The sequence below is a fragment of the Pseudomonas sp. GM50 genome (assembly GCF_000282375.1).
GTDB lineage: Bacteria > Pseudomonadota > Gammaproteobacteria > Pseudomonadales > Pseudomonadaceae > Aquipseudomonas.
Map to the genome: position 1 here is coordinate 1 of NZ_AKJK01000152.1, position 17,272 is coordinate 17,272.

Below are 17,272 nucleotides of genomic sequence, written 5' to 3' on the forward strand. Positions count from 1 at the left end.
TGGGAGCTTTCTAAATGAAGCGTCTGCTCAGTGCCTGCGCCCTGCTCTCTCTGCTGGCCGGTTGTGCCAGTACGGATACCATCGATCCACACGGCTACGACAAGACCGGCGTAGCTTCGTATTACGGCGCCAAACACCATGGCAAACGCACCGCCAGCGGCGAGCGTTTCAACCAGCACGGCCTGACCGCCGCCCATCGCCAGTTGCCGTTCGGCACCCGGCTGAAGATTACCAACCTGAATAACGACAGGTCCTGCGTGGTGCGCGTCAACGACCGCGGGCCATACTCTCGCGGGCGCCTGATCGACGTGTCACGTGAAGCGGCCGAACAGTTGGGCATGCTGCGCAGTGGCACCGCGAAGGTTCGCGTGCAAGCCCTAGACGACTGATAGACGGAGCGCTGACTATTTTCGGACTTGCCGATTTACCCCTGATCAGCGTGATTGAATTGTTCTGCGGTCTGTTTTTGCTGATCGCCGGTGCCGAATTGATGGTGCGCGCCGCCGTGCGCCTGGCCGCGCGACTGCATGTGCGGCCGCTGATCATCGGCCTGACCATCGTGGCCCTCGGCAGCAGTGCGCCGCAGATGGCGGTCAGCCTGCAAGCCACCCTGGCGCAAAACGCCGACATCGCCGTCGGCAGCGTGATCGGCAGCAGCATCTTCAACATCCTCGTCACCCTCGGGCTCTCGGCGCTGATTATTCCGCTGCGGGTTTCGCGGCAATTGGTGCGCCTGGATATTCCGCTGATGATCGGTGCCAGCCTGTTGGTGTTCGTACTGGCGTGGAACGAAGAATTGAACCGCACAGACGGCATTATTCTGCTGGGTGCGCTGGTGCTGTACCTGGGTTTGCTGCTGCGCCAGTCGCGGCACTCGGCCCGTCCGCCATCGGGCGCTCATGACGCACCGCAGGCACCGTGGTTCAGCAGCCTGCTGCTGATTGTCGCCGGGCTGGCGATGCTGGTGTTCGCCGGGCACCTGCTGCTCGGCGCCGCGGTGGCGGTCGCGACCGACCTGGGCTTGTCGGAGCGGATCATCGGTCTGACCATCGTCGCCGTCAGCACTTCCCTGCCGGAGCTGGCCACTTCGTTGATCGCCGCGTTGCGCGGTCAGCGGGACATCGCAGTGGGCAACGTGATCGGCAGCAACCTGTTCAACCTCTTGGGCGTGCTCGGGCTTACCGCATTGATCGCGCCGTCGCCGCTGTCGGTCTCGCCCAATGCCCTGGATTTCGACCTGCCAGTGATGCTCGGTGTCGCGGTGCTGTGCCTGCCGGTGTTCTATTCCGGCTACCGGGTGACGCGCGCCGAGGGCCTGCTGTTCTTGGGTTTGTACCTGGCCTATGGGCTGCACGTGGTGTCATTTACCACGGGAATGCCGCTGGCCGGCAAACTTGAACACCTGATGCTGTTTTTCGTCCTGCCGGCGCTGGTGGCGTTTTTGCTGTTCACCTCGCTACGCGCCTGGCGTCGCCAACACCACAAGAGGGAATTGCCATGACTGACAATAAGAAACCTGGCGTCGAAGTCCGCCGCCAAGTGATGGGCGACGCTTTCGTCGACCGCGCCTTGGGCAACGCCACCGAGTTCACCCAACCGTTGCAGGACTTCGTCAACGAACACGCTTGGGGCGGTGTGTGGAATCGCGAAGGTCTGCCGCTGAAAACCCGCAGCCTGATCACCCTCGCCGCGCTGACCGCGTTGAAGTGCCCGCAAGAATTGAAAGGCCATGTGCGCGGTGCGCTGAACAACGGCTGCACCGTGGAAGAGATTCGCGAAGCGCTGCTGCATTGTGCGGTGTATGCCGGCGTGCCGGCGGCGATCGATGCCTTTCGGGCGGCGCAGGAAGTGATAGATAGCTACCAGAAGCCGGAGTAACAACCTGGCGTTTGTAGTGCTAGAAAGATTGCCATCGCGAGCAGGCTCGCTCCCACATTTGGAATGCATTCCCCTGTGGGAGCGAGCCTGCTCGCGATGAGGCCCTGAAGAACACCGCAAAACCTTCGGCTAAATCCACCCACCCCACTGCAACAAAAAGATCCCGATGTTGGTGGTGACCGCCGCCATCAGCGTGGTAATCACGATGATCGCCGCCGCCAGTTCATGATTGCCGTTGGCCTGCCGAGCCATGACGAAACTGGCCGCAGCGGTCGGGCTGCCGAAGTACAGAAACAGAATTCCCAACTCCGCCCCGCGAAAACCCCAGAGCCAGGCGCCAAGCGTCGCCAGCACCGGCAGGCCGATCATCTTCACCAGGCTTGAACTCAGCGCCATGGTGCCGCTTTTGCGCATCGCCGCCAGCGACAACGTGCCACCGATGCAGATCAGCGCCAACGGCAAGGTGGTTTGCGCCAGGTACTGGCCGGACGTTTCCAGCCACCCCGGCAAACCGATCTTGAAATAGGCAAACGGCGCCGCCGTAAACACGCTGATGATCAGCGGGTTGACCATCACACTTTTGCAGATGCTCCACGGGTCAGACTTGATCACCGGGCTATAGACCGCCAGCACGATGGTCGAGAGCGTGTTGTAAAACAGGATCACCAGCGCCGCGAGAATGGCCCCGAGGGAAATCCCGTAGTCGCCGTACATGCTCGCCGCAAGGGCCAGACCGATAACGCCGTTGTTGCCGCGAAACGCGCCCTGGGTATAGATGCCCCGGTCTTCCCGCGGGCATTTCCAGATCGCCCAGCCCCAGGCAATCGCAAAACACAGCAGCGTCGCGACCGAGAAGTAGATCAGCAGCGCCGGTTGCAGTGCGGCATGCAGGTCGGCATGCAAGATGCCCAGAAACAGCAACGCCGGCATGGTGACGTTGAACACCAGGGCCGACGCGGTATGAATGAAGTTGTCGTTGATCCAGTCGATGCGCTTGAGCAGCGCCCCCAGAAACAGCATGGCAAACACCGGCGCGGTGATGTTCAGGGTTTCGAGGAAAATAGCCAGCATGCCGGGAGAACCTTGGGTGGGCGTCGTTAGGGGGCTAATGATAAGCCACTGGGGACGTTGGCGTCTGGTAGAACGCCTTCGCGGGCAAGCCTCGCTCCTACAGCTTTATGTCGTTCGCGGAAAATACGTACGACGCGATCCTGTAGGAGCGAGGCTTGCCCGCGAAGAACGATAACTCGGTCTCAGGTGATAGGCGCAGGGTTGAACAAGGTAATGTCGTTATGCAGCTTATGCTGCTCCGCCCACGTCTGTTTCTTGCCGCTGGCCACGTCCAGATAGTAGTGGAACAACTCCCAGCCAAGCTCTTCAATCGACGCCCGCCCGGTAGCAATTCGCCCGGCATCGATATCGATCAAATCCGGCCAGCGTTGCGCCAGTTCGGTCCGGGTCGAGACCTTCACCACCGGTGCCATCGCCAACCCATAAGGCGTCCCCCTCCCGGTGGTGAACACATGCAGGTTCATCCCCGCCGCCAACTGCAACGTCCCGCAGACAAAATCACTGGCCGGGGTCGCGCAGAAAATCAGCCCTTTGCGCTTGAATCGCTCGCCAGGGCCAAGCACCCCATTGATCGCGCTGCTGCCGGATTTGACGATTGAGCCCAAGGACTTCTCGACAATGTTCGACAACCCGCCCTTCTTGTTCCCCGGCGTGGTGTTGGCGCTACGATCCGCTTCGCCCTTGGCCAGGTAACGGTCGTACCAGTCCATCTCCCGCACCAGTTCCTGAGCCACTTCCTCGGTTTCGGCGCGGGATGTCAGCAGGTAAATCGCGTCGCGCACTTCGGTGACTTCAGAAAACATCACCGTCGCACCGGCCCGCAGCAACAGGTCCGAGGCGTAACCGAGCGCCGGGTTGGCAGTGATGCCAGAGAACGCATCGCTGCCACCGCACTGCATGCCGAGGATCAGCTCGGACGCCGGCACGGTTTCCCGACGACGCAGATCGAGCTTCTTCAAACGTGTCTCGGCCAGCGCCATGATCTGCTCGATCATCTCGGTAAAACCGTGGCTGGAATCCTGCAAGCGGTACAACCACGGCTCGCTCAGATCCACCGAACTATCGTTCTCGTGCATCACTTGCCCGGCCTGCAATTTCTCGCAGCCCAGGCTGATCACCAGCGCTTCGCCACCCAGGTTCGGGTTGCGCGCCAGGTTACGCACGGTGCGAATCGGGATGTATGCGTCGGTGGCGGTGATCGCCACGCCGCAGCCGTAACTGTGGGTCAGCGCCACCACGTCATCGACGTTCGGGTACTTGGGCAGCAGTTCGTCCTTGATGCGTTTTACCGCGTGATCAAGCACCCCGGTAACGCATTGCACCGTGGTGGTGATGCCGAGAATGTTGCGCGTGCCGACGGTGCCGTCGGCGTTGCGATAACCCTCGAAAGTGAAGCCTTCCAGCGGTGCCTGCGCGGCCGGCACTTCGGTGGACAGCGGCAAGCTGTCCAGCGGTGGCGCGGTTGGCATGCGCAGTTGATCTTCCTTGACCCAGCTGCCACGAGGAATCGGCTGCAACGCATAGCCAATGGTCTGGCCATAACGAATCACCTGGCCGCCCTCGGGAATGTCCTCGAGAGTGACCTTGTGGCTCTGCGGCACGAAATCCACGGTGACCAAGCCATCGGGGAATTCCGTGCCGGCCGGTACGCCCTGATCGTTGACCACGATCACCACATTGTCCCGCTCGTGCAGGCGGATGTAGCGCGGCGAGTCGGAATGTTCAATCAACTGCATGACGCCGCTCCTCAGGAATGCGCTTCAGATAACTTATTGTTGGTTTCAGGACCGCTGACAGGCGGCTCTTTGAGTACCACACGTTTGATCGGGCCAACGATCACCAGATAGCTGAAGACGGCTACCAGCGCGTTGCAGCCGACAAACACCAGCGCCCATTTGAACGAACCGGTGGAGCTGATGATGTAACCGATAACGATCGGCGTGGTGATCGACGCAATGTTGCCGAAGGTGTTGAACAGGCCACCGCTGAGACCGGCGATCTGTTTCGGCGAGGTGTCGGACACCACGGCCCAGCCCAACGCGCCCACGCCTTTGCCGAAGAATGCCAGGGCCATGAAGCCGACGACCATCCATTCCACGTCTACATAGTTGCAAGCCACGATGCTACTGGAAACCAGCAGGCCGGCGATGATCGGCGCCTTGCGGGCGAAGGTCAGCGAGTGACCTTTGCGCAGCAGGTAATCGGAAATCACCCCGCCAAGCACCCCACCGATAAACCCGCAGATCGCTGGCAACGAGGCAATGAAACCGGCCTTGAGGATGGTCATGCCGCGCTCCTGCACCAGGTACACCGGGAACCAGGTGAGGAAGAAGTAAGTGATGCCGTTGATGCAGTACTGGCCCAGATACACGCCGAGCATCATGCGGTTGGTGAGCAGTTGGCGGATGTAGTCCCACTTCGGACCGTCGCCTTTTTTGCCTTTGCCTTTGTCCTGGTCCATGTCGACCATGCCGCCGTTGTCGGCGATGTGCTTGAACTCGGCGTCGTTGATCATCGGGTGCTGGCGCGGGCTGTAGATCACCTTCAGCCAGATCCCCGAGAAGATGATGCCGATCACCCCCATGACGATGAACACGTGCTGCCAGCCGAAGCTATAGACGATCCAGCCCATCAGCGGCGCGAACAACACGGTGGCAAAGTATTGCGCCGAGTTGAAGATCGCAGACGCTGTACCGCGCTCAGCGGTCGGGAACCAGGCCGCCACGATGCGTGCGTTGCCGGGGAAGGATGGCGCTTCGGCCAGGCCCACCAAAAAGCGCAGCATGAACAGCGCAACCACCGCCGTGGACATGCCGAACTCACCGACATAACCCTGCAGCACGGTGAACAGCGACCAGGTGAAGATGCTCAGCGCGTAGATTTTTTTCGAACCGAAACGGTCCAGCAGCCAGCCACCGGGAATTTGCCCGGCCACGTAGGCCCAACCGAATGCGGAGAAGATATAACCGAGGGTGACCGCGTCGATGCCGAGGTCTTTTTGCAGGCTGGAGCCGGCGATTGCGATGGTAGCCCGGTCGGCGTAGTTGATCGTGGTCACCAGAAACAGCATGAGCAGGATCAAATAGCGGACGTGAGTCGGCTTGGTCGATTGCATTGTAGATGTACTCCCACTGATTATTTTTATGCGCGGGTGAAGCTTCTTTGATCTGTCTTTTGTGGGAGCTGGCCTGCCAGCGATACAGGCCACTCGGTGTGTCAGTCACACCGCGATGATGCTATCGCTGGCAGGCCAGCTCCCACAGGTATTGCGTGTATCAGGAGCCGATGTAGCTGGTCTTCACGACCGTGTAAAACTCTTGTGCATAGCGACCTTGCTCACGTGATCCATAGGATGAACCTTTACGCCCACCGAACGGAACGTGGTAATCCACACCGGCGGTCGGCAGGTTGACCATCACCATCCCGGCCTGGGAGTGGCGTTTGAAGTGGTTGGCGTACTTCAGCGATGTGGTGGCGATACCCGCCGACAGACCGAACTCGGTGTCGTTGGCCATGGCCAGCGCTGCCTCGTAGTCCGCGACGCGAACCACGTTGGCCACCGGGCCGAAGATCTCTTCGCGGCTGATACGCATCGCCGCTGTGCTTTCGGCAAACAACGTCGGCGCGAGGAAGTAGCCTTCGGTGTCGCACGTCACCAGACCACCGCCACTGACCAGGCGCGCACCTTCGGACTGGCCGATGTCGATGTACTTCATGTCTTGTTCAAGCTGAGCCTGCGAGACAACCGGACCGATATCAGTGCCGGTTTTCAGCGCGTGGCCAACCTTGATCGACTTCATGCGCTCGGCCATGGCTTCGACGAATTTGTCGTGAATCCCGGCGGTGACGATGAAGCGGCTCGAGGCAGTGCAACGCTGGCCGGTGGAATAGAACGCGCTCTGTACCGACAGCTCGACCGCTTGCTTGAGGTCGGCGTCATCGAGAATGATCTGCGGGTTCTTGCCGCCCATTTCCAGCTGAACCTTGGCCTGACGCGACACGCAGCTAACAGCGATCTGGCGACCCACGCCCACGGAGCCGGTGAAGCTGATGCCGTCGACTTTCGGGCTCTGCACCAGCGCATCGCCAACCACGCGACCGCTGCCCATCACCAGGTTGAACACGCCGGCCGGGAAGCCTGCGCGGGAGATGATTTCAGCCAGGGCCCAGGCGCAACCCGGAACCAGGTCCGCGGGTTTCAGCACCACGCAGTTGCCGTAGGCCAGGGCCGGGGCGATTTTCCACGCAGGGATGGCAATCGGGAAGTTCCACGGGGTGATCAGACCAACCACGCCCAGGGCTTCGCGAGTGACTTCAACGTTGACGCCCGGACGCACCGACGGCAGGTAGTCACCGGACAGGCGCAGGCATTCACCGGCGAAAAACTTGAAGATGTTACCGGCGCGGGTCACTTCGCCGATGGCTTCGGGCAGGGTCTTGCCCTCTTCCCGGGCCAGCAACGTGCCGAGCTCTTCGCGGCGGGCGAGGATCTCAGTGCCGACTTTATCCAGTGAATCGTGGCGAGCCTGGATGCCGGAAGTGGACCAGGCCGGGAACGCGGCGCGAGCGGCGTCGATGGCGGCGTGGACCTGAACCAGATCAGCCTTGGCGTATTCGCCGATGGTATCGCTCAGCTCAGACGGGTTGATGTTGGCGCAGTAATCACTGCCCTTCACCCATTCGCCGTTGATGTAGTTATCGAAACGCTTTGCATCAGCCACTTGAAGATCTCCTCACGCAAAAAGCCGCTGATTGCTCAGCGGCCCTGGTTTTATCGAGTGTTATTGCGCACCTTGCTTGTCGATCAGCGCGGCGAGCATTTCGTACTCTTCGCCCGTCAGATCGGTCAGCGGCGCACGCACAGGACCTGCGTCATAGCCTGCAATTTTTGCCCCGGCCTTGACGATGCTCACGGCGTAACCGGCCTTGCGGTTGCGGATGTCCAGGTACGGCAGGAAGAAGTCGTCGATGATCTTGCCGACGGTGGCATGATCTTCGCGAGCGATCGCATGGTAGAAATCCATCGCGGTTTTCGGGATGAAGTTGAACACCGCCGACGAGTACACCGGTACGCCCAAAGCCTTGTAGGCAGCGGCGTAGACTTCAGCGGTCGGCAAACCGCCCAGGTAGCTGAAGCGATCGCCGAGGCGGCGACGGATCGACACCATCAACTCGATATCGCCCAGACCATCCTTGTAACCGATCAGGTTCGGGCAGCGCTCGGCCAGGCGCTCCAGCAGTGGCGCGGTCAGGCGGCAGACGTTGCGGTTGTAAACCACCACGCCGATCTTCACTGATTTGCACACCGCTTCAACGTGGGCGGCAACGCCGTCCTGGCTGGCTTCGGTCAGGTAGTGCGGCAGCAGCAACAAGCCTTTGGCGCCCAGACGCTCGGCTTCCTGTGCGTATTCGATGGCCTGGCGAGTGGCGCCACCGACACCGGCCAGAATCGGCACGCTGGTGGCGCAGGTATCGACGGCAGTCTTGATGATTTCCGAATATTCGCTGGCCGCCAGAGAGAAGAACTCACCGGTGCCGCCCGCAGCGAACAATGCCGAGGCGCCGTATGGGGCCAGCCATTCGAGACGCTTGATGTAGCCCGCGCGATGGAAATCGCCCTGGGCATTGAAGTCGGTGACCGGGAATGACAGCAGGCCGGAAGAGAGGATGGACTTCAGTTCTTGTGGATTCATTATTCGAACACCCTGGGTAGCAACGTTGTGTGAAAAAACCGTTCAGCCTTCGCCGAAGTTGTAGGTCATCGTACAACTTAAAATACAACCGTCAACTGCATTTCATCGCGAGCCGCAAAATTTGCGTCGGAAAAAGTAATTCCTTGACGTAGGAAAGTTCTCATCTATAGTCGAAATAACTGTATATACATACAGTTAAAATTGACTCTACCTACGACATATCAAGGAGCTAGAAATGTCAGGTCTACACGCAAAACCGAAGGAAAACACCCGACAGATCATTGCCGATCTGGATGATCTTTTTACCGAGCACGGCATCGCCATTTCTGGCGATGGCGAAACTTTGAAGCTGCTCGCGGGCAGCCATCACACTCACAAAAATCAGCAACCCACCTCACCGAAAAAAACCCTGAAAGGCCCGCAACTGCGGTTCGAGGGTGCTGAACACACCGCTATCGGCGACAGCACCTTGTTGCGTTTCATCAAGGACGCCCCCGCTATTCCAGCCTCACAGGTAGAGCTGCATCTACCCAACGGGCTGGCGCTGACCTATGGCCAGGTCATCGCGCTGGGAGGGGATTTCTATGGAATTCCCGATCAACCGATCAACGAAGGCGCGACACCCGCCGAGCGAATCCAGCGCTTTGCCAACGCCTTCAATTCCCTGGCGGTACTGCCAGCCTCAAATGCCGAGGCGAAGCTGATCCTCGGCGTCATGCAGAAGGAAATCGCCGCCGTCAATCAAGCGATCAGGGACGGAAAACAACCTCACGAGGCTTATGACGCCCTAGGTGATACGTTGTCGGAAGAGTGGAACAAGATCACCGGTGGCGGCAGTTTCGTCTCGGCGCTGTTCCCTTTGGGGCGTTATCTGAAACTGGCCGCCAACAATGCCGATCACTTTGGCGAATGGGCGTTGCTGGCCTACATCGCCGGCCACACGGCAGCGCTGCAACAAGCGGTACTGGCCCACAACAGCGGCGATGAAAAGCAGTTGGAGCTGGCCTATGCGATGAACGCTTTTGCCGATCACTCTCTGACCGACCTGTTTTCCGCCGGTCACCTGCGAGTACCGCGCAAACAGTTGGCGGCAGTGGTCACACCGAGTGATCTGGGTTCGTTGATTACCCGTTTCATGCACGACGAAGACAGCAAGTTCGGCCTCAACGTGAGCAATGGCAATGGTGAGCGCTGGCGCGCCTACGGCGACAAACGCTATTTCGACGCCATCGACAGCGCCAATCGTGCCCAGGTGAATCAAGCGGTTCAGGTCTCTGCGGATGAAATATTCGCGGTGTACCTCAGTGGCATCGCCCCGTCGGCCGGTAGCTTTGCTGCATTGAAAAAGCTGCCTGATCTGCAAGCGGTATTGAACCCGGCGGGCAATTTCTCGCCGCTGTTCAAGGTCGAGGGCAATAAGGTGTTGCGGCGCAAGGACGTCAACAACCTGAACGACACCGCGACCGTTGATGACTGGTGGGGGTGGAGCACCTATCTGCTGCTCAAGGACTACAAACCAACCGGCGTGCTGAATTCAGCGGCCAATGCCTGATAAGGAGATCACTGATGACTATCAAATTGAAACTGGAACTGGCTTCGGGCCAATCGCTGAAAGGTGCGCCGCTGGAGTTGTTGTCGAAGGGCTCGCCGATTGCCCGGGCGGTTGTGGATGAGCGCGGGCATGTGGCGTTCGATGCCAAACCTGGGACTGCTGAGTTAGCGGTGCGGGTGGATCGTTCGATTTTGAGGACTGGCTGACATATTCCAGGAAGGCCACTGACCTCATCGCGAGCAGGCTCGCTCCCACATTGGATCGGTGTGTGATCGCATTATTGTGATCGACACAAAACCCTGTGGGAGCGAACCTGCTCGCGATGGCTATCTGTCAGGCAGCAAATCACCCAACCTGAAACTCTATCCCCGCTGCGCTTGCGCCTCTTCATGCGCCTGGCGCAACCGCTCGCGACTATTCGTCAAATGCAGCCGCATCGCCGCCCGCGCCGCATCGGAATCCTGGCGGGCAATTGCGTCATAAATCTCTTCGTGCTCACGGCTCAGACGATTCATGTAGTGCTGCTGGTCGTCATGGGCCAGGCGCGCGGAGTTGAGGCGTGTGCGCGGAATAATGCTGGTGCCCAGGTGGGTCATGATGTCGGTGAAGTAGCGGTTGCCGGTGGCCAGGGCAATTTGCAGGTGGAACTGGAAATCGGAAGCCACGGCATCGCTGGCGTGGGAGACGCTTTCGTTGAGGGCGTCCAGCGCCGCTCGCATCAACGCCAACTGCTCAGGGCTGCGACGTTGCGCGGCAAGGCCGGCGGATTCCACTTCCAGGCTGATGCGCAATTCCAGAATCGCCAACACATCGCGCAAGGTCACCACGGTGGCCGGGTCGATACGGAAACCGCTCGGGCTCGGGGTATCGAGCACGAAGGTGCCGATGCCGTGCCGGGTTTCCACTTGGCCTGCGGCCTGCAAACGGGAAATCGCTTCGCGCACCACGGTGCGGCTGACGCCATGGGCATCCATGATCGCCGACTCGGTGGGCAACTTGTCGCCACGTTTGAGGTGACCGTCGCGGATCTGCTCGGACAGCACCGTCACCAGTTCCTGCGCGAGGCTGCGGCGCTTGCGAGGGAGGCGAGGTGCGTCGATCGGGTTTTCCATGGTGAACGTCTTTCTCGAAAAAGCGGCTGAATCCGCATCATAGCTCAACGCGGTTGTACGATCACCGTCGGTGAACGCCGGCCCTTGTGGGAGGCCTGTGGCTAGGGGGCTTGCCCCCGTTGGACTGCGCAGCAGTCCCTTGAACTTGGGGCCGCTTCGCGCCCCAACGGGGGCAAGCCCCCTCGCCACAAAAGCTCGCTCCTACAGAGGTGGTGGTGTTCAGGCGGTCACGGTCTGATCCACCAAGTGGCCATTCTCGATACGCACATGCCGTGGATGGAAGCGCTTCAGGCTGCTGCGATGCCCGACGCTGACGATGCTCAAGCCCGGCAATTCATCGATCAACGCCTGATACAGCGACGCTTCATCTTCTTCGTCCATCGCCGAAGTGGCTTCGTCCATGTACAGCCATTGCGGCGCATACAGCAGCGCACGGGCGAAGGCCAGACGTTGCTGCTCACCCGGTGAGAGCATGCGCTGCCAGTGGTTGGCTTCATCCAGACGCGAAACCAGGTGCGGCAAGCGGCAGGTTTCCAGCACGTGGACGTAGCGCTCGTTCGGGTAGGTATCGCCCGGCTGTGGATAACTCAGCGCCTCGCGCAGACTGCCAATCGGCAGATACGGTTTTTGCGGCAGGAACAGATAACGCCCCGTCGGCAGGCGGATGCTGCCGTGGCCGGCCGGCCAAAGGTGCCCCATCGCCCGCAGCAACGTCGATTTGCCGCTGCCAGAACGACCGCTGAGCATGACGCGCTCGCCCTCCTCCACGGTCATGTCGGCGTTGGTCAGCAGATGACGACCGTCAGCGAGGTCGAGGCCAAGGTTGTGCACCTTCAACGCCGAGCCTTGATTCTGCACGTCGATGGCTGGCGAACGCTCTTCGTTGTCAGTCATCGCCTGGCGGAAACTCAGCAGACGATCACAAGTGGCACGCCACTCGGCGAGGTCCTGGTACGCGCTGATGAACCAGCTGAAGTTCTCCTGCACGTTGCCGAACGCGGAGTTGATTTGCATCAGCTCACCGAGCTCGATCTTGCCGGCGAAGTAACGCGGCGCAGCGACCATGAACGGGAAAATAATTGCGATCTGGGCATAACCGGAGGTAAAGAAGGTCAGGCGCTTGGACACTTTCATGATGTCCCAGAAATTGTGCCAGACCAGGCCAAAGCGGCTGCTCAGACGACGATTCTCATTGGGCTCGCCGTTGTACAGCGCAATGCTTTCGGCATTCTCACGGACCCGCACCATGGAGAAACGCAGGTCGGCTTCGAAACGTTGCTGGTTATTGTTGAGGCCGATCAAGCGACGACCGATCACATGCGTCAGCCAACTGCCGACCGCGGCGTAAACCAGTGCGCACCAGAACATGTAGCCGGGGATCGTGAAACCAAACACTTCGATGCTGCCCGACACGCCCCATAGAATGATCGAAAACGACACCAGGCTGACGACGTTACGGATCAAACCAAGGCCCAGGCCCAGAGTATTGGTGGTGAACTTGTTGAGGTCTTCGGAAATCCGCTGGTCCGGGTTATCGGTGTAACCGCCCTGCTCCAGCTGGTAGTAATTCTTGTTGCCGAGCCAACGAGCGAAATGCTTTTCGGTGAGCCAGGCTCGCCAGCGAATGGTCAGCATCTGGGTCAGGTAAAGCCTGTACACCGCGCCGAGAATCGCCACGGCGGCGATGCCACAGAAATACAGGATCAATTGCCAGAACGCCGCTTCGTCTTTCTTCTGCAGGGCGTTGTAGAAATCCTTGTACCAACTGTTGATCCACACCGAAATCGCCACGCTGAACAGCGACAGCGCAATCACCGCGATCAGCAACGTCCAGGCCTTGCCCTTCTCTTCGCTGCGCCAGTAAGGCGTGGTCATCGCCCAGACTTTGCGAAAAAACTGCCCGCGCACAGCATCGTTGACCGCGGAATATTCAGCGTTCTGATTCATGGAAAAGGCTCGATAAAGAAAAGAACACACACGAGCCGATCATAAATGATCGGTTCGTGTTATCGCGAGGGCTGGCGATAATCGTTCAGCGCCCGTTCAGCGACGGACCGGGCGCTTCTGCAGTTTGCGCTGCAGCGTGCGGCGGTGCATGCCCAGGGCGCGGGCAGTGGCGGAGATGTTGCCTTCGTGCTCGGTCAATACGCGCTGGATGTGCTCCCACTGGAGGCGGTCCACGGACATCGGGTTTTCCGGCACCAGGGTGTCGAGGTCGGCGTGCTCGGAGAGTAACGCGGCCAGCACGTCATCGGCGTCCGCCGGTTTGCACAGGTAATTGCAGGCGCCGCGCTTGATCGCCTCGACGGCGGTGGCAATGCTCGAATAACCCGTGAGGATCACCACGCGCATTTCCGGGTCGAGTTCCAGCAGTTTGGGCAACAACACCAGACCCGAATCGCCGTCCATTTTCAGATCCAGGGCGGCGTAATCCGGAATGTCGGCCTGGGCGATGGTCAGGCCTTCTTCGGCGGACCCTGCGGTACTCACGCGAAAACCACGGCGGGCCATGGCGCGGGCCATCACGCGGGTGAAGGTTGCATCGTCGTCTACCAGCAGCAAATGCGGCAGTTCTTCGCCTTCAACTTGGATCTCGTCACTCATGTTCGTCTCCTCGGGCGACACGGGGCAGGCGCAGCTCGGTAAGCGTGCCACCTTCCTCATGACTGTAGAGTTTCACTGAGCCGCCGGCGCGTGTCACGCTGGCCTTGCTCAAAAACAGGCCCAGGCCGAAACCTTTGCCCTTGGTGGTAAAAAACGGTTTGCCAATCTGCTCGGCAATAGCCAGTGGCACGCCGGCGCCGTGGTCACGAATGCTGATGGTCAAGTCCTCGGCATTCCAGTCCAGGGTCACTTGCAAGCCTTCGGGACAAGCATCGGCGGCGTTGTTCAGCAAATTCAGCAGGGCCTGGGTCAGGTCCGGCGGCGGCGCCATGCGCGGCACGGTCCCCTGGCCCAGGCGCTGGAAGCGATAACTGGCTTCCGGACGCATCAAGTGCCAGCGGTTCAGGGCTTCGTCAAGCCAGTCGGTGACGTCCTGCATCTCCACCGCCAAGCGACGATTGGCTTCCGCCGCCCGAACCAACTGCTGCAAGGTCTCCTTGCAGAGTTTGACCTGATCCTGCAACACGCTCAAATCGTCCTGCAGCAGCGGGTCGGGATGATCCTGGCGCATTTCCTTGAGCAGCACGCTCATGGTCGCCAGCGGCGTGCCCAGTTCATGGGCAGCGCCGGCAGCCTGAGTCGCGACGGCCAGCAATTGCTGATCGCGCAGGCCTTCTTCGCGACGAATGGCGCGCAATTCTTCCTGACGACGCAGCTCTTCGGCCATGCGGGCGGCGAAGAATGTGATCACCGCCGCCGCCAGGGCGAAGCTCAGCCACATGCCGTAGATCTGCAGGTTCTCCCGGGCGATCGGGAACGTTTCCAGCGGATAGAACCGCGCCAGCAGCAACGTATACAGCGCCAGGGCGCTACCCGACAGAATCACCGAATAGCGCCACGGCAAGGTCACGGCGGCGATGGTCAACGGCACCAGGTAATAAGAGACGAACGGGTTGGTCGAACCACCGGAGAAGTACAGCAAGGCACTGTGGATAAACAGGTCGCAGGCCAGTTGCACGGCGTATTCAAGCTCGGTCACCGGCCACGACGTGCGCAGGCGAATCGCGGTCAGCGCGCAGAGCACCATGGAAAAACCGAGGGTGATCGCCAATTGCAGCCAGGGCAACGGCAGCAGGTCGAACCAGTAGGCCAGGCCTACGGAACCGGCCTGAGCGGCCAGCACCAACGTGCGGATGAACGTGAGCCGCCAGAGGTTCTGGCGAGTGGCGGAAGTGATTTGAACGGGGGCGAGCATGAGCTCTCCTGATGAGCGCTCCAGGCGGATCGCACGGAGTATAACCAAGCCACGGGCCTGAGAGGCGAAAGTGCGGCAAACGACCACAGTGACCAGCGATCTATCTGCGACGAAGTAACCCTGTGGCGAGGGGGCTTGCCCCCGTTCGGCTGCGCAGCAGTCGCAGATAGACTGATGTGGTTTGTCTGATAAAACATGGTGACTGGTTTTAGGACTGCTTCGCAGTCCAACGGGGGCAAGCCCCCTCGCCACAGGGTCACCAGCATTCCATCTGTATAGAAGTTGTAACTGTGCGAACCGGACCATTGAAGCTAGAGTCTGATGGTTTCACGCAGGTTCGGACCTTAACCCCTGCGCACCGTCCAAGGAGCTTTTCATGCACACATTGCGCCGCAGCGCCGCCCTTCTTGCCTTAAGCGTTGGCACCGTCGCCAGCCTCCCGGCCCTGGCCGTCGACGAGCTGCATTACAACCAGATTTCCCTGCGCGCCGAAGTCAGCCAGGAAGTGGCCCGCGACCTGATGATCGTGACCCTCTACACCGAAGAGCAAAACAGCGACCCGGCCAAACTCGCCGCCGATGTCAGCACCACCATGAACAAAGCACTGGCCCAGGCTAAAGAAGTCAAAGACATCACCCTGCGTCAGGGCAGCCGCAACAGCTACCCGATCTACGACACCAAAGGCCAGAAAATCACCGGCTGGCGCGAACGCGCCGAACTGCGCCTGGAAAGCTCGGACTTCGCCGCCTTGTCCAAACTCACCGGCGAACTGCTCACCGACCTGAAAATGGGCGGCATGGACTTCGCCATCGCCACCCCAACCCGCAAAGCCAGCGAAGACGCCCTGCTCAAAGAAGCCGTCACCGCCTTCAAGGCCCGCGCCCAACTGGCCACCGACGCCTTGGGCGGCAAGAGCTACAAAATCGTCAACCTGAACCTCAACAGCAACGGTTATCCACAACCGTACATGCGCGGGCCAATGATGATGAAGGCCGCCGCCGGCATGGATTCGGCACCGGTGACGCCAGAAGTTGAAGCGGGCACCAGCCAGGTCAGCATGACGGCGGATGGGGCGATTGAAGTGTTGATGCCTTGATTCGATAACACGTACAAAAAACGGCGATCACCAAAGTGATCGCCGTTTTTTTTATGCCCATCGTAGGCCAGTCGGCTTTTTTGGCGAACAATCTGCCGCCATCGCGAGCAGGCTCGCTCCCACAGGGAATTGAGGGTGTACATGGATTTTGTGTACGACACAGATCACATGTGGGAGCGAGCCTGCTCGCGATGAACGATAACGCGGTCTACACCGGATCGACGTTATCCAACGCCCGGTTCACCGCCAACTCCGCCAGCATGATGATCTGCTGAATCGCCAACACTGTATTGCGCTGCGGGCCGATCAGGTGGGTGGCGAAATCACTGGCCAGGACACTGGCCGAGGCCAATGACTCGCAGGCTTGTACCAGCAGGCTTTCGGTATCCATGTTGGGGGCGATCATATACATCGTGCTGGGACGACGGGATTTTGCGGCATAGGGGACAGGGGGATCGAGGTAGTAGTCGAGGGCGCGTTTTATGGCTTCGCGGTCTTTGAGTAATTCTTCGGTGCGCGAAGCTTCGGCGTTGGGTGTCGTTGTGTTGAAGGGTGGGTCGGGAATCAATTTGTCCATTGGTAATTCTCCAGCGTTGGAGCCTCCACTTGCCGCTTCTCACACGGCGAAGAGGTGGCAGCTATGTGCGAGGTGAGAAGACCGGTTATGGACACCCGGCCGGACCGAAGTCCGCCCGCACACAGCCGCCATAACGCATTTACCGGCAGCGAATAAGCTGGCAGCGATTATGCGTGTACAGACACTGGATGACCATAAGTTGCCGGGCTCTCACACCCGATCGCTGAGTTTTCAGCGACAGCCAAAGGTTAGAGAGGCCACTTCCGACGCACAACCTGAAAGACTTGTGGGAAGGTTCTGATCTTTTGGCTGCCCCATAAACATCGCTGTCTATCCTATCGCCATCGCGAGCAGGCTCGCTCCCACAGTGGGTTGGCGTATGTCTGCGAGAGATTGGTCGGCTGCCAGGCCGTCTTCGCGGGCAAGCCTCGCTC

At 59.9% G+C, this 17,272-nt stretch carries 16 protein-coding genes; 6 read left to right on the plus strand and 10 right to left on the minus strand.

Annotation, left to right across the window (positions count from 1 at the left end; translation table 11 throughout):
* The first annotated feature begins 14 nt into the window (after positions 1 to 14).
* Genes PMI30_RS00145 through PMI30_RS00135 form a run of 3 tightly spaced genes read left to right on the plus strand, consistent with a single transcriptional unit; the run spans position 15 to position 1,878 of the window.
* Positions 15 to 389, plus strand: coding sequence for a septal ring lytic transglycosylase RlpA family protein (locus tag PMI30_RS00145; protein ID WP_008015285.1), 375 nt, complete (start codon positions 15 to 17; stop codon positions 387 to 389).
* 50 nt (positions 390 to 439) lie between these two features.
* Complete coding sequence (locus PMI30_RS00140) at positions 440 to 1,501, plus strand: calcium/sodium antiporter (protein WP_008015287.1); 1,062 nt, start codon at positions 440 to 442, stop codon at positions 1,499 to 1,501.
* Entirely contained in the window at positions 1,498 to 1,878 is a 381-nt protein-coding gene (locus tag PMI30_RS00135; protein ID WP_007901416.1) for a carboxymuconolactone decarboxylase family protein, read from the plus strand. The genes PMI30_RS00140 and PMI30_RS00135 overlap by 4 nt, the downstream gene beginning before the upstream one ends.
* 129 nt (positions 1,879 to 2,007) lie before the next feature.
* Here the strand turns inward: PMI30_RS00135 and PMI30_RS00130 are convergent, their stop codons facing one another.
* The 5 genes from PMI30_RS00130 to kdgD form a co-directional block, all read right to left on the minus strand.
* Complete coding sequence (locus tag PMI30_RS00130; protein ID WP_008015289.1) at positions 2,008 to 2,949, minus strand: AEC family transporter; 942 nt, start codon at positions 2,947 to 2,949, stop codon at positions 2,008 to 2,010.
* 182 nt (positions 2,950 to 3,131) lie between these two features.
* Positions 3,132 to 4,685 (minus strand): galactarate dehydratase, encoded by a 1,554-nt coding sequence (garD, locus tag PMI30_RS00125; protein WP_008015292.1) that lies wholly within the window; start codon positions 4,683 to 4,685, stop codon positions 3,132 to 3,134.
* An 11-nt stretch (positions 4,686 to 4,696) separates the two neighbouring features.
* Complete coding sequence (locus PMI30_RS00120; RefSeq protein WP_008015294.1) at positions 4,697 to 6,064, minus strand: MFS transporter; 1,368 nt, start codon at positions 6,062 to 6,064, stop codon at positions 4,697 to 4,699.
* A gap of 160 nt (positions 6,065 to 6,224) precedes the next feature.
* The gene (locus tag PMI30_RS00115; RefSeq protein ID WP_008015296.1) at positions 6,225 to 7,670 is read right to left on the minus strand and encodes an aldehyde dehydrogenase family protein; all 1,446 of its coding nucleotides are present in this window, start codon (positions 7,668 to 7,670) and stop codon (positions 6,225 to 6,227) included.
* 60 nt (positions 7,671 to 7,730) lie between these two features.
* Positions 7,731 to 8,642: a 5-dehydro-4-deoxyglucarate dehydratase gene (kdgD, locus tag PMI30_RS00110; RefSeq protein WP_008015297.1), complete on the minus strand. Its 912-nt coding sequence runs from the start codon at positions 8,640 to 8,642 to the stop codon at positions 7,731 to 7,733.
* Between the two features lie 235 nt (positions 8,643 to 8,877).
* Here kdgD and PMI30_RS00105 point away from each other — a divergent pair, with 235 nt between their 5' ends.
* A complete protein-coding gene (locus PMI30_RS00105) occupies positions 8,878 to 10,194 on the plus strand; it encodes a hypothetical protein (protein WP_008015299.1) in 1,317 nt (438 codons plus the stop codon).
* A gap of 14 nt (positions 10,195 to 10,208) precedes the next feature.
* A complete protein-coding gene (locus tag PMI30_RS00100) occupies positions 10,209 to 10,400 on the plus strand; it encodes a hypothetical protein (protein ID WP_008015300.1) in 192 nt (63 codons plus the stop codon).
* 156 nt (positions 10,401 to 10,556) lie between these two features.
* Here the strand turns inward: PMI30_RS00100 and PMI30_RS0130065 are convergent, their stop codons facing one another.
* The 4 genes from PMI30_RS0130065 to PMI30_RS00085 all read right to left on the minus strand — a co-directional run bounded on the left by PMI30_RS0130065 (position 10,557) and on the right by PMI30_RS00085 (position 15,165).
* Positions 10,557 to 11,306 (minus strand): FadR/GntR family transcriptional regulator, encoded by a 750-nt coding sequence (locus PMI30_RS0130065; RefSeq protein ID WP_032836338.1) that lies wholly within the window; start codon positions 11,304 to 11,306, stop codon positions 10,557 to 10,559.
* A 219-nt stretch (positions 11,307 to 11,525) separates the two neighbouring features.
* Positions 11,526 to 13,253 carry an ABC transporter ATP-binding protein/permease gene (locus PMI30_RS00095; protein WP_008015304.1) on the minus strand — a complete coding sequence of 576 codons (1,728 nt, stop codon included), beginning with the start codon at positions 13,251 to 13,253 and terminating at the stop codon, positions 11,526 to 11,528.
* Positions 13,254 to 13,349: 96 nt separating this feature from the next.
* Positions 13,350 to 13,910 (minus strand): response regulator transcription factor, encoded by a 561-nt coding sequence (locus PMI30_RS00090; RefSeq protein WP_007901386.1) that lies wholly within the window; start codon positions 13,908 to 13,910, stop codon positions 13,350 to 13,352.
* Positions 13,903 to 15,165 (minus strand): ATP-binding protein, encoded by a 1,263-nt coding sequence (locus PMI30_RS00085; RefSeq protein WP_008015305.1) that lies wholly within the window; start codon positions 15,163 to 15,165, stop codon positions 13,903 to 13,905. The genes PMI30_RS00090 and PMI30_RS00085 overlap by 8 nt, the downstream gene beginning before the upstream one ends.
* 376 nt (positions 15,166 to 15,541) lie before the next feature.
* Here PMI30_RS00085 and PMI30_RS00080 point away from each other — a divergent pair, with 376 nt between their 5' ends.
* A complete protein-coding gene (locus PMI30_RS00080; protein ID WP_007901383.1) occupies positions 15,542 to 16,261 on the plus strand; it encodes an SIMPL domain-containing protein in 720 nt (239 codons plus the stop codon).
* 208 nt (positions 16,262 to 16,469) lie between these two features.
* Here the strand turns inward: PMI30_RS00080 and PMI30_RS00075 are convergent, their stop codons facing one another.
* The gene (locus tag PMI30_RS00075; protein WP_008015307.1) at positions 16,470 to 16,838 is read right to left on the minus strand and encodes a DUF6124 family protein; all 369 of its coding nucleotides are present in this window, start codon (positions 16,836 to 16,838) and stop codon (positions 16,470 to 16,472) included.
* Positions 16,839 to 17,272: the final 434 nt, after the last annotated feature.

What these genes read in the sequence shown, in the direction of transcription:
- PMI30_RS00145 (WP_008015285.1), top strand. Translation starts at nt 15, where the DNA reads ATGAAGCGTCTGCTCAGTGCCTGCGCCCTGCTCTCTCTGCTGGCCGGT.
- PMI30_RS00135 (WP_007901416.1), top strand. Translation starts at nt 1,498, where the DNA reads ATGACTGACAATAAGAAACCTGGCGTCGAAGTCCGCCGCCAAGTGATG.
- PMI30_RS00130 (WP_008015289.1), bottom strand. Translation starts at nt 2,949, where the DNA reads ATGCTGGCTATTTTCCTCGAAACCCTGAACATCACCGCGCCGGTGTTT.
- garD (WP_008015292.1), bottom strand. Translation starts at nt 4,685, where the DNA reads ATGCAGTTGATTGAACATTCCGACTCGCCGCGCTACATCCGCCTGCAC.
- PMI30_RS00120 (WP_008015294.1), bottom strand. Translation starts at nt 6,064, where the DNA reads ATGCAATCGACCAAGCCGACTCACGTCCGCTATTTGATCCTGCTCATG.
- kdgD (WP_008015297.1), bottom strand. Translation starts at nt 8,642, where the DNA reads ATGAATCCACAAGAACTGAAGTCCATCCTCTCTTCCGGCCTGCTGTCA.
- PMI30_RS00105 (WP_008015299.1), top strand. Translation starts at nt 8,878, where the DNA reads ATGTCAGGTCTACACGCAAAACCGAAGGAAAACACCCGACAGATCATT.
- PMI30_RS00100 (WP_008015300.1), top strand. Translation starts at nt 10,209, where the DNA reads ATGACTATCAAATTGAAACTGGAACTGGCTTCGGGCCAATCGCTGAAA.
- PMI30_RS0130065 (WP_032836338.1), bottom strand. Translation starts at nt 11,306, where the DNA reads ATGGAAAACCCGATCGACGCACCTCGCCTCCCTCGCAAGCGCCGCAGC.
- PMI30_RS00095 (WP_008015304.1), bottom strand. Translation starts at nt 13,253, where the DNA reads ATGAATCAGAACGCTGAATATTCCGCGGTCAACGATGCTGTGCGCGGG.
- PMI30_RS00090 (WP_007901386.1), bottom strand. Translation starts at nt 13,910, where the DNA reads ATGAGTGACGAGATCCAAGTTGAAGGCGAAGAACTGCCGCATTTGCTG.
- PMI30_RS00085 (WP_008015305.1), bottom strand. Translation starts at nt 15,165, where the DNA reads ATGCTCGCCCCCGTTCAAATCACTTCCGCCACTCGCCAGAACCTCTGG.
- PMI30_RS00080 (WP_007901383.1), top strand. Translation starts at nt 15,542, where the DNA reads ATGCACACATTGCGCCGCAGCGCCGCCCTTCTTGCCTTAAGCGTTGGC.
- PMI30_RS00075 (WP_008015307.1), bottom strand. Translation starts at nt 16,838, where the DNA reads ATGGACAAATTGATTCCCGACCCACCCTTCAACACAACGACACCCAAC.